This is a genomic window from Streptomyces sp. NPDC044044 (assembly GCF_056434405.1).
This window is the reverse complement of sequence record NZ_JBWKFG010000007.1, coordinates 42,179-54,989: the sequence shown is the minus strand read 5'-3', so window position 1 is coordinate 54,989 and position 12,811 is coordinate 42,179. Positions and strand designations below refer to the sequence as shown.

The 12,811-nt window shown below is 68.5% G+C and carries 13 protein-coding genes and 1 pseudogene; 9 read left to right on the top strand and 5 right to left on the bottom strand.

Annotated features, from left to right (window positions below; all coding sequences use genetic code 11):
- Positions 1-384: 384 nt before the first annotated feature.
- The 3 genes from AC07AG_RS25795 (at position 385) to AC07AG_RS25785 (ending at position 4,088) form a co-directional block, all read left to right on the top strand.
- Positions 385-594 carry a DUF6243 family protein gene (locus tag AC07AG_RS25795; protein ID WP_478758025.1) on the top strand — a complete coding sequence of 70 codons (210 nt, stop codon included), beginning with the start codon at positions 385-387 and terminating at the stop codon, positions 592-594.
- Between the two features lie 960 nt (positions 595-1,554).
- Positions 1,555-2,235, top strand: a complete 681-nt coding sequence (snpA, locus tag AC07AG_RS25790; RefSeq protein ID WP_478758023.1) for a snapalysin — start codon at positions 1,555-1,557, stop codon at positions 2,233-2,235.
- A gap of 1,472 nt (positions 2,236-3,707) precedes the next feature.
- Positions 3,708-4,088 carry an FKBP-type peptidyl-prolyl cis-trans isomerase gene (locus tag AC07AG_RS25785; protein ID WP_478758021.1) on the top strand — a complete coding sequence of 127 codons (381 nt, stop codon included), beginning with the start codon at positions 3,708-3,710 and terminating at the stop codon, positions 4,086-4,088.
- Between the two features lie 212 nt (positions 4,089-4,300).
- Here AC07AG_RS25785 and AC07AG_RS25780 read toward each other — a convergent pair whose 3' ends face one another.
- Positions 4,301-4,636, bottom strand: a complete 336-nt coding sequence (locus AC07AG_RS25780) for a hypothetical protein (protein WP_478758019.1) — start codon at positions 4,634-4,636, stop codon at positions 4,301-4,303.
- A gap of 159 nt (positions 4,637-4,795) precedes the next feature.
- Positions 4,796-5,167, bottom strand: a complete 372-nt coding sequence (locus AC07AG_RS25775) for a hypothetical protein (RefSeq protein ID WP_478758017.1) — start codon at positions 5,165-5,167, stop codon at positions 4,796-4,798.
- 57 nt (positions 5,168-5,224) lie between these two features.
- Between AC07AG_RS25775 and AC07AG_RS25770 the strand changes: the two genes are divergently transcribed.
- Positions 5,225-5,785: a hypothetical protein gene (locus AC07AG_RS25770; RefSeq protein ID WP_478758016.1), complete on the top strand. Its 561-nt coding sequence runs from the start codon at positions 5,225-5,227 to the stop codon at positions 5,783-5,785.
- A gap of 167 nt (positions 5,786-5,952) precedes the next feature.
- Here the strand turns inward: AC07AG_RS25770 and AC07AG_RS25765 are convergent, their stop codons facing one another.
- From AC07AG_RS25765 to AC07AG_RS25755, 3 genes are all read right to left on the bottom strand, one after another.
- Positions 5,953-6,207, bottom strand: a complete 255-nt coding sequence (locus AC07AG_RS25765; RefSeq protein WP_478758014.1) for a hypothetical protein — start codon at positions 6,205-6,207, stop codon at positions 5,953-5,955.
- Positions 6,208-6,610: 403 nt separating this feature from the next.
- Complete coding sequence (locus AC07AG_RS25760; RefSeq protein WP_478758012.1) at positions 6,611-7,027, bottom strand: hypothetical protein; 417 nt, start codon at positions 7,025-7,027, stop codon at positions 6,611-6,613.
- Positions 7,028-7,442: 415 nt separating this feature from the next.
- Positions 7,443-7,712, bottom strand: coding sequence for a hypothetical protein (locus AC07AG_RS25755; protein ID WP_478758011.1), 270 nt, complete (start codon positions 7,710-7,712; stop codon positions 7,443-7,445).
- Positions 7,713-7,834: 122 nt separating this feature from the next.
- Here AC07AG_RS25755 and AC07AG_RS25750 point away from each other — a divergent pair, with 122 nt between their 5' ends.
- From AC07AG_RS25750 to AC07AG_RS25730, 5 genes and pseudogenes are all read left to right on the top strand, one after another.
- Complete coding sequence (locus AC07AG_RS25750; RefSeq protein WP_478758760.1) at positions 7,835-8,341, top strand: IS5 family transposase; 507 nt, start codon at positions 7,835-7,837, stop codon at positions 8,339-8,341.
- Positions 8,342-8,514: 173 nt separating this feature from the next.
- Entirely contained in the window at positions 8,515-8,904 is a 390-nt protein-coding gene (locus tag AC07AG_RS25745) for a hypothetical protein (protein ID WP_478758009.1), read from the top strand.
- 146 nt (positions 8,905-9,050) lie between these two features.
- Entirely contained in the window at positions 9,051-9,701 is a 651-nt protein-coding gene (locus AC07AG_RS25740) for a hypothetical protein (RefSeq protein ID WP_478758007.1), read from the top strand.
- A gap of 931 nt (positions 9,702-10,632) precedes the next feature.
- Positions 10,633-12,261 (top strand): annotated as a pseudogene (locus AC07AG_RS25735) (prenyltransferase/squalene oxidase repeat-containing protein); the annotation flags it as partial.
- Positions 12,197-12,664: a terpene synthase family protein gene (locus tag AC07AG_RS25730; protein WP_478758005.1), complete on the top strand. Its 468-nt coding sequence runs from the start codon at positions 12,197-12,199 to the stop codon at positions 12,662-12,664. The pseudogene AC07AG_RS25735 and the gene AC07AG_RS25730, both read left to right, overlap by 65 nt.
- The last annotated feature ends 147 nt before the right edge of the window (positions 12,665-12,811 follow it).

Genomic DNA, 12,811 nt, shown 5'->3' with positions numbered 1-12,811 from the left:
CGGGACGGGTGGGGACTGCAGGAGGGGTCTGGCTGTCCCTTGGGCCTCGTGGCGGGGTGCTGCTTGCCTGGGATCAGCGATGTCGGGCGTGGGCACTGCCGGGAGGCTGGATCTCAGCGAGGGCGCGGTGGCCCGGTACATCGGCTCCGTCTTCCGCCGGGCCGGTCCTGCGCCGGGCGCTGGCGTAGGGCGGGGCCTGGTGTCCGGGAGGGCGGAAAATTGGTGTGCGGGGCCGCTGGAAGCGGGTAACGTCATGGGCATGTTCTTCCAGAGGCTGATTTACGAGTGAGAGCGTGATGGGCCCCTGCTGACGTCTTTCGGCGTCGCCGGGCCCGTCCTCCACCGATGAATCCGTAGATCACTTCACATCATTCGGGAGAACCCGTGAGCAAGAACATCAACAATCCCGTGGGCATGGGCGGCGGCAAGCGCAAGAGGCTGTCTCGCGCCGAGCGGCAGAACAACGGCCCGCACCGCAACCTCGACCGTCAGGGTGCTGCCGAGCAGAAGGCGGAGCTGGTGCGCAAGATGCGGGAGAAGACGGGCACGGCCGAGGCTGCCGGGCAGCCGAGCGACGGCAGTACACAGAGCTGACGTACCGCCGCCGCAGGGCGGCGTCCGTATGGGGCAGGGCCAGGACCACGACACGCGGTCCTGGCCCTGCTGCCGTACGTGGGCGTAGCACCGCACCCCCTTCGAGGGGTGGCCGCGGCGGCAGTTGCTCTCGTGCGCGGCTTCACGCGGGGTGATGCGTGTTCCCCGCGCGGAGTCTCTTCTACGGGGCGGAGGATGGCCATGCGCCATGCGCGCGAGTTGCGGCTCTGGCCCACCGTCGCTTCTTCGCCTGGCAATTGCACCGGCCCCGCGGCCGGCAGAGCCGTATCGGAAACGCGGCCGCACGCCGCCATGCGCGCGTCCTGTCCTGGATGCGGCACGCCCATGCGTGGCTGTGGCGATGATGCAGTGCACCGCAACTGGTGCGCGATGCGCGCCCTCCGTGCACCGCACCCGACTTCTGACCGCCGGACCGCACCCCCCCGCTGGGCTGATGGACGGTGCGGACAGGGGAGCGCCCCTCAAAGGGACGGCCCGCACAAGGCCCTGGGCCCTGCCAGCACCATCTTCTCGCCGCGCTCGCCCCGGGGCCGGCGCGGGCGTTCGCGTTCGCCGCATGGTCAGCGCTCCTTGTCTCTACGAGATCCTCGTCCCGAGGATCGCCGCCGCTACCCTCCTGGACCTCTGGACTTCTGAACCTCTGCGCGCGCGACATCCACCGGACCGGGCCTCTTCAGCAGAGACGGAACCGGGCCTCTCCAACAGAGGCGGAGCCGGGCCTGCGATGCGGCAAGTTCCTTACGGCGCAAACCAGTTGATGCTCTGCCGCTATCACCGAATGGCATCGGTACGAACACGCCCCGTCTTCCCGATACTCGTCCCGACCGGAGGCGGCACCCGCAGGCCCCTGGTCCCGGGACCCCGGGCATTTTCGTGCCCCGGGGCTCCCGGCCGCCCCGGCCAACCCGGCCACCGGACATCGGGAAGGGACACACCCCCATGAACAGATCCCGCACCAGCTTCCAAGCCATCCTCGGCGCCGCCGCTCTGGTCAGCTCGCTCGCCGTCGCCCCCGCGGCGTTCGCGGCGCCCGCGCCCGGCGCCGCCGGGCCCGCCTCCGCGAATGCCACGTCGGCGTACGCGGGTTCCGCCGAGGATCAGGCCGCCAACCGGCAGTTCTTCGACGCCGTCATGAAGTCGGCACTGAAGAAGCAGGCGGCGCAGCCGGGCATCCAGGTCGTCACCGTCCGCTACCGCACGAGCAGGGCGCCGAGCTTCCGCAGCCAGATAGCGCAGAGCACACAGATCTGGAACTCTTCCGTCAGCAACGTGAAGCTCCAGGAGACCAGCTCGAGCGCCGACTTCGAATACCGCGAGGGCAACGACTCGCGCGGCTCGTACGCCTCCACCGACGGGCGCGGCCACGGCTACATCTTCCTGGACTACCGGCAAAACCAGCAGTACAACTCCACCCGGGTGACGGCTCATGAGACGGGGCACGTGCTCGGCCTGCCCGACCACTACTCGGGCCCGTGCAGCGAGCTGATGTCCGGCGGCGGCCCCGGCACCTCGTGCACCAACGCCTACCCGAACGCGCAGGAGCGCCAGCGCGTCAACAGCCTCTGGGCCAGGGGGATCGCCAACCTCCAGGACAAGGGTGAGCTGACGAAGATCCGCTGACCCCGCACGCCACCTGCCGGGCGCACCGGCACACGCGCAGCCGGCCTCTGTGCCGACCCGGCCGCGTGCGGTGCGCTCTCCTGCGAGACGGGGTACGCATGCTCCCTGCAGGACATCGTGCCGCGCCGCGGTGGGGGAGGGGCGTCCAGCGGCGGTTTCCCGGGCACGTACCCGCTGCTGGACCAGGGCCCGTCGTGGATGGACTTCCCCCGGTTAGCGCACTGCGGCCTGCGACGCATCCAGGATGACTGCGGCCTTCACGGTCCCCCGGGCCGTAGGTCACTGAACGCCGGTGGGGCACAAGCGCTCCTTGCCGCTGTGCCCCACCGGCCCCCATGCGCCCGGCGAGAGCCCGAAGAGAGACAGCGGTCATGCCCGACAGCCCTGCGTGGAGCACCGATGCATGGCGCTTGTTCCGCAGACCTGAACCTCCGCAGACTGAACGCCGGCGACCTGCACGTCACCTGCGCACACATCACCTGCGTACATCACCTGCGCATGTGGCCTGCGCACGTGGTCTGAGTGCGCAGCATGTGGCCCAGCGCATGGCCGACCAAGAGCCGGCAGAGGCCACATCCGCTCTCACCTGCCGGGGAGCATCCAGCAGGGTCTACTCGGCACGGGTCTGCGACAGGTCTGCTGTGCCGGGCGCATCGGCCAAGCCGGTGACTGGCCGTTCATCGTTCAGGGCGGGGGCCGCGAAGGCTGGGCCCTTGACCCGGCCCAGTGTCTGGGAGGGAGGGGTGCCGATGGCGCCGAAGCATTGATCTTCGATCCGCGGCCGGACGACCGCCAGCCTTTCTTCAGCCGCCTCGCCGCCGGTGAGGTGCAGCCGCACTGCGAGCCGGGGGCCCGGCCACGACCCCGCCAGAGCCCAGCCCGATGCCCAGTCTGATGCCTAGCCCGATCTGCTGCGCCCAGTCCTCCAAGCAGCCGGAGTCATCGCGCCACAGCACTGCACCGACGACCTGCCGATCCCGGACGAAGAGCTGCCGGCACGCGAGGAGCAACGCCGGGCGCTGATCGAGAACGGGCACCTTCCGCCGCCGCCGTGGCACCCCGCACCTCGCCCGCCGTCCTCCTGGCAGCAGAGGCGCCCGGCAAGCAAGGCGCCGACCATCGACCGATCACAGCAGCCGCGCCGCGTCCAGCCCACCGGCTGGCCGGGCTGCCCCGGATCCATGTAGCGCCCGGCGCCAGCGCCCGGCGCTGGACAGGACGACGGGATGGGGGACATCTCTTCACGCCGACGTGAGCGAAAGGCCATGCCCGCACTGCAGAGGGCTGCCTCGACATCGAAAAGCGCTTCAGCGAACGGCTGTGGCACGACGCTGGTGCTCTGGACGACGCCGGTGCTCTGACGGCATAGGTTCGCGGGGCCGGCGGCCGTGGCGGATGCATCTGCTGAATCTGCGGTGATGCAAGGATGACCAACCAACCGCACCGTTTGGCGGCGAGCGAATGAGGCTGCAATGAGTGAACTGACGAAGCCAGAGATCGACCTTCCGGAGGGCGAGGCCCCCACCGAACTGACCATCCGCGACCTTGTCGTCGGCGACGGGCTTGAGGCGAAGCCGGGCAGGGTTGTCCAGGTGCACTACGTCGGGCTCACCTTCGAGTCCGGAAAGGAATTTGACACCTCCTGGGACCGGGGCCAGACATTCAAGTTTGCCGTGGGCGGTGGCAAGGTCATCAAGGGATGGGACCGCGGTGTGAGAGGCATGAAGATCGGCGGCCGACGCGAGATCATCGTTCCTCCGCGCCTCGGCTACGGCAACCAGTCACCCTCACCGCTGATCCCGGCGGGCTCGACACTCATCTTCGTGGTGGACCTGCTCTCCGTCGCCGTCTGAGGCCCTCCGCCACCCGGCCTCTGCGCCCGGGACCAAGACCGGGAAACACCTGGATGCGGAGCGACCACAAGCTCCACCTGTGGTCATCGAGGACGTTACGCACCCGATCAAGGGGCTCATCTTCTTCGAGGGCAAGTCGTAGATAGTCGTCATCGCCCTGGGCGAGTGATGCGGGCGGGTCGCGTCACCTGCGGTGAGAAGTCGAAGGGCATCTACCTCGTCTTCGTGAACTCTGGCTGGCGCATGCGGGAGTGGATCACGCGCCAGCGACCGGGGCGAATATGCAGGTCAGAGTCGGCGGTCGTCGCAGGTGGTCGACGCACATCGGTGGCCAGAGCCCTGAACGACTTCGACCACCTGCGCAACTGGCTGCGGCGCAGACAGATCGTGCCACGCAACACGAGCAGCAGATTGTGGGCTTCGTTGATCCACTCCTCCCGGGCCCTGCCCATGCGGCGGTTCACGCGGTAGTGGATCGTCAGCCCGTTCCGCGTCCCGCAGCGCACGCAGACGCCGCCGTCCCGCTCGTAGACGATGGCCTTGACCACGTCGGTGGGCCCCGTTCGCCGTCGTCCTTCACAGCACTCGTCTCCTCGCCTGCCCCGGGCGCCAGACCGGTCATTCACGGTCCTGGTGAGCGCGCCCGGGGCGAGGCGGGGAGAGAGGACGGCAGGCGGCGCTAACGTCGCGGCGACTCGGCTTTCTCCTCATCGGCCGCGGGTGGCGCGCAGGCGCTGCGGCCCGAAGAACTCGAGCTCCCGCCCGGCCGCCGCGGTATTGAGCCCGCGGAGCACGTCCTGAGCGAATCCGCCGGGGGTATCGGTCCACAGGACGTACGTGGTGCCGGTACGCAGGTACGACGGGACCATCAGGTCGCAGATGGCGTCGTCGTCGAGGCGGGCGAGGACGGCGCGCCGCGCGCGGGCGCGAACCACGGCCAGGTGCTCGAGCTGATCCAGGCGGGCAAGCCAGTCGGGGACGCCGGACGTCCGCGTGCACAGACCAGAGTTGACGATGTTCCGGGCGCAGACGGCGAGCGAAGCGATCCGAGTGCGGGGCGGTACGGCAGTCGAGACCATGGCCGCGGACCGTAGAAACGGGCCGGACCTTGCGTCGCGGCCTGCCACACTCCGCGCATGGAGTCCGAAGTCATAGCCGCGCTCATTGCTACCCCGACGCTCCTCGTCACCGCGGCCGCGGCGTGGCAAGCGGGCCGTGTGCAGAGCCGCGGCGCGTATCACGGAGCCGTGGACGCTGTTCGGCGTACAGCGCAGCGGGATGCCTATGCCGAGCTGTGGCGCTCCGCCCGCCACTTCTTAGACGCCTTCGATGCAGCTGACGAAGCGATGGACAAAGTCCCCAACATCGAACTCGATCCTCCGCTGTCTCTGGAGGTCCAGACGATGATGGCCGAGATGTATGCGGCTCAAGACGCTGTTGAGCGGGCCGTGGACATGGTGCTGCTGGAGGGCCCTGAGAGCCTGGCAGCGATTGCATCTCGCATTCAGGCCGGCGTATGGAAACTCGGTGGAATACCGATGGGCGGCGACACACGGATCCGTGCCATGTTCCTCGTCTACGCCACTACTGCTGCCTCACTGAAAGCGAGGGGCGAAGCGCAGATTGAACTGCGCCAGGCGCGGCACGACCTGCTGCAAGAAGCCCGGAAGTACCTGAACGGAGGTCCCTCGGCTTGAGGTCAGGTGATGCGTTCTCGTCGCTCTGGGTACGTCACCTCACCTCGTCGAGAGGCGAGCGAACAGGCCGCGCTCCGCGGCGATGGAGTGCACGCACTGCATTCTGCCGAGCAGGTGAGGCGACGCGATACGGACCAGGGGTACCACGTCACCGCACCTCTTCCAGGTCAGGCTGCGCGGTGCTCGGCGAGGGCCTGCTCGAGGGCGTCGAGGATCGTCACGATGTCCTCGATCTTCACGTAGGCGATGGTGAACGACGTGAGGCCGCCCTCGTCGACGTCGACGTAGTACTCGGCGTACGTGGACTCGTCCTCGTACGTGTACTGGCCGGGCTCGGGTGTGTCAGCCGGAAGTCTTGGGCCAATAATCGTCGCCGAGGGTGCCCGCTTCGAAGTCCGGCCACCCAGCAGGAGCCACCCCACCGTTCCTGGGCCAGTACTCGTCCCCGAGGGTGCTGGTGAGCGGATAGTCCGGGTCAACGCCGTCAGTGGCCGGAGCCACCTCGGTACCGCTGGGCCAGAGCTCATTACCCGCGGGAGTGACGCCGCCTCCTTTGGGCCAGTACTCGTCACCTGCGGTGGCGGTGGCCGCGGCGAGCGCGATGGAGCCACCAACAAGAACGGCGACGACTGCATACCGGATGGTGCTACGCATGGCTTCCCCCGTGATGCTGACGTTTGCGTACACCGCTGGAACATAGGACCGGAGCCGCTCCTTCAGAACCTCTGATGTCCGAGGTTGGGCCAGTCAGCGGACCTGTGTGGACGATTGCGCTATTCCGCAGGGGGAAGTTCACGTAATTCTCCAGGCCCTGGCTTGAGAGGGCTAAGTTGCGCCGGGTAGCCCAAGAGCAGCCAAGAGGGCTGAGGAGAGCTCTTCCGCGAACAGCGCCGACCCGGTGAGCGTGTGCCGGACAGCTTCTTCATCGGGTGTCAGTCCGACAGCAGCCGACCAGGCGAGGGCGCCAGCCACGGCGGGTTCGATGGGGAATGGCTCCAGAGGTATCTCGTAGCTCTCCGCCATCTCGCGGTTGAGCAGGCCCTCCCAGCCGATGCCGTCCGGCGTGAGGGCCTCGATGAACCCCACATCGCTGTCGTGGAAGGACACCATGACCGCCGGTGTCCCGGTTTGCTGGACGAGGGTCGACAGGCTGCGCCGTCCGGCGTCGGCGAAGTCCGTCACCTGCCAGCCCTCCGCCAACGCCTTCGTGTCGTCGATGCCTGTGAACCCGGCTTCCCGCATGAGGCCGTGCAGTTCCCCTGTGGCTCGGGTCGTCAATGATCCGCCTGAGTTTCCCATGGTCAGCAAGCTAGCGGATGCCTCTGACAAGCCAGCTCGAGCCGCTCAGAAGCCAGCAAGGGAAGCCGCGACGACGGACCCCAGCGGTCTTTGTCGTTCGAGTCCCTGGGGCGCTTGTCGGGGCGGTAGCTGGGCCTGTTCGTCATCGCCTGGTGGCTGGTGTCCGAACCACGGGATCGGGGAACATGGGCAGCTCCACGACGACCAGCTCCCTCGATCCCGAACTACGCGTTCCCCATGGCCAGTTAGGAGTATTCGAGGTGGGGAACTACATGACGCTCAAACCGCCCAACCTGGGGGAAAACTTGATCGTCGACAGGCGGTGCGCACCAACTAGGCCGTCTGTTTCGGATCATGCCTAGTTAGCGTCGTCCTCCGCCCGCACCCAGGCCAGTTGCGCGTCGCTCAGCAGGGGGTCGAACCCTTCTGGGAACATCAGCATCAGTGGTTGCGGCCACATGTTCTCAGGCCCGTGCTCTTGGCAGTCCAGGGCGATGAGATGCGGCCCACCCCCACAGCCCTCGTGCAGGTAAGGGCGGTCATGGGCCTGGCAGAAGTACCCGAACCTCGTACAGTCGTCGGCATCGCTCGGCTCATAGAAGCCGGGATCGCGGACAATCTGGGTCACCGGTTCCTGCCGATTGAACCGGGGGATCGGCCGGGGGTCACGCCACAACAGTCGGGGAGGAAGCACGAGTTCATCGTGCACCGAAGCCGTTCGGTTCGGACCATTGGGTCGTGGGTCCGGTCATGTCGTTGACTGATGTGCAGTGGTCGCGGATTGAGCCGCTGCTTCCAGACCGGACTCCGAGACGTGGCGGGCGGTGGCGTGATCACCGGCAGATGATCGAGGCGATCGCGTGGAAGTGCCGCACGGGCTCACCCTGGGAGGACATGCCTTCCGAGTTTGGTTCGTGGAAGGGCGTCTACACCCGCTTGCGGAAATGGGCGCTCGACGGCACCTGGGAGCGGGTGTTCACTTCTCTGCTAGCCCAAGCGGACGCCGAGGGGGATCTCGGTGGGGTCGTCGCGGTCGATGCAACTATCGTCCGCGCCCATCAGCACGCTGCCGACGCCCATAAAAAGGGGCTGTTGCCAGCGAATCAGAGGACCATGCCCTCGGCCGGCAAAGTGCAATGTGCGGGCCCGCTTCGCGTGCTCATCACGCATCGCCTCCAGGGTGCGGGGGACGTAGGTGTGGAGAGGGGAAGCGTGCGAAGCGGGCTGCTGTGTCGTTGGCAGGCGCGGCGTCTGTGAACAGTGGTGGTCGGGCCTACCGCGCCTGCTCCGGTGCTGTGGTGGGAGTCGGCCGTCGGGCCCCGCCGACAGCCGTACTTCACCACTCTTGGCGGGTCGGGTGTTGGGCTGACGGTGGCGGTACCGGCGTGCGTCCCCGCGGCGATGTGCTGCGCGTGCTCGGAGCGTTGAAGGTGGCCACGGCTGATCAGATCCAGCGGATCGGCGCGCCACACCTGACCTACCGGCACGCCGACAAGGAGACGCCGTCCGAGCGGAAGACGGCTCGTAGCGCGTCGCATACCGGTGCGCTGTCCGACATGCGTAAGCACGGTCTGTCCGAGAACGGCGGCTCCACTACGACGGGGGAGGCGCTGCGGAACTTGACCCCCAAGGGCCTTCAAGCCGCCTCCTACGAACTGCGGCGCCCGGTGACGGAGATGGGCTCCACCGCCCGCGGTGCGGGCTCCAGCGGCGCCTCGCATCCCATGGCCGTCAACGAGACCGTGATCGCGATGCTGCGCCCGAAGCCGAACCTGGCCAAGCTCACCGAGGACCCGCCCGACGTCCAGGCCGCCGCCTAGGCCGTCGTCGACGCACCCGGTGGCATCGGCTCCATCGCCTCCTACTGGACCGAGGTGCCGCTGCCCGCCACCGGCACATGGAATACGCCCGGTAAGGGCGGCGCGGCGCGCAGGCCGACATCGTCCTCACCGCGCGGCAGGACGGGGTGCCACTGCTGTTCATCGAGGTCGACAACTGCCACGAGACCGCAGAAGAGATCGCCGACAAACTGGAGAACTACGCCCGCTTCTTCCGCCGGAAAGTGAAGGACACCGATGGCACCCAGCGCCCGATGTGGCACACCCGCGGGAACACCCCCGAAGACCGGATCGGTGATGTGCCGCACCCGCCCGTGCTGCTGGTGTTCAACCACATCGGCGCCCGCGACCCCAACCGAACGGCCCCGCGCCTGCAAGAGTTCACCCGCCATCTGTGGGCGGGGGAGCGGTACGAGGTCCACCACCTCTACGACCACAAGATCCCCATCATCGTGACCGGGCTGCGCAACCTGCGCGAACAGGGCCCGGCCGGACCGGTGTTCCTCCGCTTCGGCCGCGACCACATGCAGCCCCTCCTGGAGGCCATCGGCAACCCGCGCCGCGAAGCACACGACGTCCGCCAGCGGGCCGCGTACGCAGCCCGCACCCGCGAGCACCAGGAGCGGTTGCGCCGCGCGACGGAACAACGGCAGGCCGAGCGGGAAGCGCGCCGCCCCCTCTGCGCCGGCTGCGGTACGAAGTTCACCGACGAACGGTGGGAGGCGATCGAGCCCGCCGGGTGGGACACTCACCCGCAGCTGTGCGATGCCTGCAAGTAGCAGGCCCTCACCGCCGAACGCCTGGCCGGCCAGGCGGTGCTGGGGCACCAGGGTCAGGACGTGTCGGAGCCGTGGCCGGGGGCGGTTGGCGGTGGTAGCTCTTCCTGATGGGCGCGATGTGCTGGGGGCTTGAGTGGGCTGAAGGGTGTCGGCGTGGTCTGTCTCGCGCCGTGTGCGGTCTTCAGGCGAACGAGTGATCAGGGGTGGTGGTCGGCTGGCGGGGGCTGGGGGTAGGGATGGTTCGGCGGCGTGGTGCGCAGGAGGACCACGCACGAGTCATGGTGAAGCGTTTGGGGGTCAGCATGCATCTGTCCAGACACGCTCCTTTCGGGTCGTCTGGCAGTCCGTCGGTCGCGGCGCGACGCCGTCTTGCCGGACGGTTGTTGGAGACGGTGGAGGATGGTCTGATGCCGGGCACGTGTGTGAGCCGTGCTCTGGAGAGTGCTCTGGTCTTGCGGCTGCATCAGCTCGAGGGCGCTTCTGCGCTCTTCACGCCGGGGCGTGGTGAGCTGGTCGGCTATCTGCAGTGGGTGCGGCATACGGCGAGTGCGGAGAGTGCCGAGCAGCTCCTGGCCGGCTGGGCGCTGACGGGGCCTGGTGCGAGCACGGCTGCTGTGGCGGCTGAGCTGCAGGCGTTTCAGCATTTCTCCGCGGGCCGCAAGCACTGCCTCGCGGCGGCGGTGGCGAAGGTTTTCGGGGCCCGCCTGGACCTGGGTCCGGTCAGGGGGGGGAGGCCGACCGGCGTGGGCTCCATGCGTGGGCCTCGGCGTATCTGACGGCGGCGCAGGTGATCCTCGAGCCGGAACAAGCCGGCGAGGCACAGTTGGCCGAGCTCAGGGCGACGCAGCGCGGGCCGGGTATCTGGGAGGAGCACATCCTGTGCCACGTGCTGGTTCTGCACGCGCTTCGGCTGGTGCCGGGACACGAGGACATGGTGCGGCGCGGCATCGCGCGGCTTGGTCCGACCCAGCGGGAGGACGGCGGGTTCCCCTTCATCCGCGGCGAGGGCATCTTCGTCACGGCCATGGCGGGCGTCGGCCTGGCAGGCACCTGCGGGTACCCCCGGCCGAAGGTGCTCGCCATGGCCGACCGGCTGGCTGCACTGCAGCGGCCGGACGGAGGCTGGGGCTACGCGGTGGGCGTCGAGCAGACCGATGTGGACGACACCTCGGTGGTGGTGGAATTCCTGCGGGCCGCTGACCCTTACCGATACCGGTCGGCCGTGGCGGCGGGGCTTGGCTATCTGCGCCGCATCCGCGGGCGGGACGGCGGGTTCCCCACCTACGTCGCCGATGCGGACTCCGAAGTGACGATGACCGCGGCGGCGGCCAACGCGATCCGGCCGAGCGACCCGCAGGGGGCACAGATCCTGCGGGAGGCGATCGTCTTCCTGGCCGAACGCCAGCAGGACGACGGTACGTTCGAGTCCGGCTGGAGCCGCAGCCGGGCCAACGCGATCTGCAGGGCCGTCCTTGCCATGCGCCACGCCCCGCGCCTTGGCGAGCCGGGGACCATGGCCTTGGCGGAGCGTTTCAACAGGCGCTGCTCACGCTTCCTGCTCGCATCGCAGAACACCGACGGCGGCTGGGGCCAGCTGCCCGGTGAGGCCAGTGACCCCATCAGTACGGCCTTCTCGCTGACCGCGCTCTGCCACGCGGCCCCCGGCGGCCCCGCAGCCGGGGCGCTCGCCAGGGGCACCACGTATCTGCTGAGCGAGCAGCACGCTGACGGCGGCTACGCCTGCCGCCCGGAATCGGTGGGACCGCGCCCGATCCTGTTCGACGTGCCGGCACTGGCCGATGCGTACGTGCTCCTGGGGCTCGGCCACCTGGAGAGCGCGCATCCGCTGCCCGCCACCGTGCCCAACCAGCCCTCCCGCCGTAGGAAAGGCCCCCTCTTGCTGCCCGAGATGTATCTGCCCTTCCCCGTACGCTGCAGCCCCCTGCTGGACGAGGTGCGCACCCAGACCCGGAGCTGGGCCCAAGGGCAGGGCATGCTCACGCACGGCGGGAGCACCGAGCCCGGACTGTGGAGCGTGGAGAAGTTCGACACCCAGGACCTGGCACTGTCCGCGGCGATGTTCGCGCCCGAGGCATCGGCCCGCGAACTGGAACGGATCGCCTGCTGGTGCTTCCTGCTCACCTTCTACGACGACTACTTCCTCACCCTCTACAAGGACACCGGGGACCAGGCCGGCGCCCAGCGCTTCACCGACCGGCTCGCCGAGTTCCTCCCCCTGGACTATGAGCAGGAGAGGCCGGCACCGACGCCGGAGAACCCGGTAGAACGGGGCCTGGCCTCGCTGTGGCCCTCGGCCCGGCAGGGACGATCGACGCACTGGCAGCGCCGGTTCCGCACCAACATGCTCAACAACACCGGCCGGTCGATGCAGGAGATGTCCAACAACAGTGAGCAGCGAGTCCCGGACCTCATGGAGTACATGGAGATGCGGCGCGGAACCGCGGGAGCGCCCTGGGTCGCCGACCTCGTCGAACGTGCCCGAGGTCTGGACCTGCCGGACGAGCTCCACCTCAGTGAGCCGGTCCAGGCGCTGGTGGCCGCCGTGGCCGACCAGCGTCACCCTCTCCAACGACCTCTTCTCCCACCACAAGGAGAGCGAACTGGAAGGCGACCCGCACAACGCCGTGACGGTCGTCCAGGAGCTGCTGGCCTGCGCCGCCGCGCCTGCGATGGAGGTGGTGAACGACCTCGCCACCTCCCGCATCGGCACCTTCCAGCGCCTCGCCGCCTCCCGGGAAGTCGCCGAACTCACTGAGAGGCAACCGCAGCTGAAGCAGTACGTGCAAGGCCTGCGCGATGTCATGGCCGGCAATCTGGAATGGACGCGCCACACCGGCCGGTACACCGCCGCCCAAACGAGCCCGCAGCCGACCTCCCTTCCGGGCGGGCCGACCGGGCTGGGTACCTCCGCGGCACGAATTCCCTACACCGTGGCTCCCTGAGCCACCGAGGTCGGGCCGGGGTGTTCTGTCTCCTTGAGGTGTTCTTCGCGCTGGTGACGTAACGTCAGGATGCTTGAAGTCCCCTCACCTTCACCCTGACCGATCTGCGATCGGGGTGAAGGTGAGGAGCCGTGGATTGGCGCTGGC

Coding starts and splice junctions, on each gene's coding strand:
- AC07AG_RS25785 (WP_478758021.1), top strand. CDS start 3,708: ATGAGTGAACTGACGAAGCCAGAGATCGACCTTCCGGAGGGCGAGGCC.
- AC07AG_RS25775 (WP_478758017.1), bottom strand. CDS start 5,167: ATGGTCTCGACTGCCGTACCGCCCCGCACTCGGATCGCTTCGCTCGCC.
- AC07AG_RS25770 (WP_478758016.1), top strand. CDS start 5,225: ATGGAGTCCGAAGTCATAGCCGCGCTCATTGCTACCCCGACGCTCCTC.
- snpA (WP_478758023.1), top strand. CDS start 1,555: ATGAACAGATCCCGCACCAGCTTCCAAGCCATCCTCGGCGCCGCCGCT.
- AC07AG_RS25760 (WP_478758012.1), bottom strand. CDS start 7,027: ATGCGGGAAGCCGGGTTCACAGGCATCGACGACACGAAGGCGTTGGCG.
- AC07AG_RS25750 (WP_478758760.1), top strand. CDS start 7,835: ATGTCGTTGACTGATGTGCAGTGGTCGCGGATTGAGCCGCTGCTTCCA.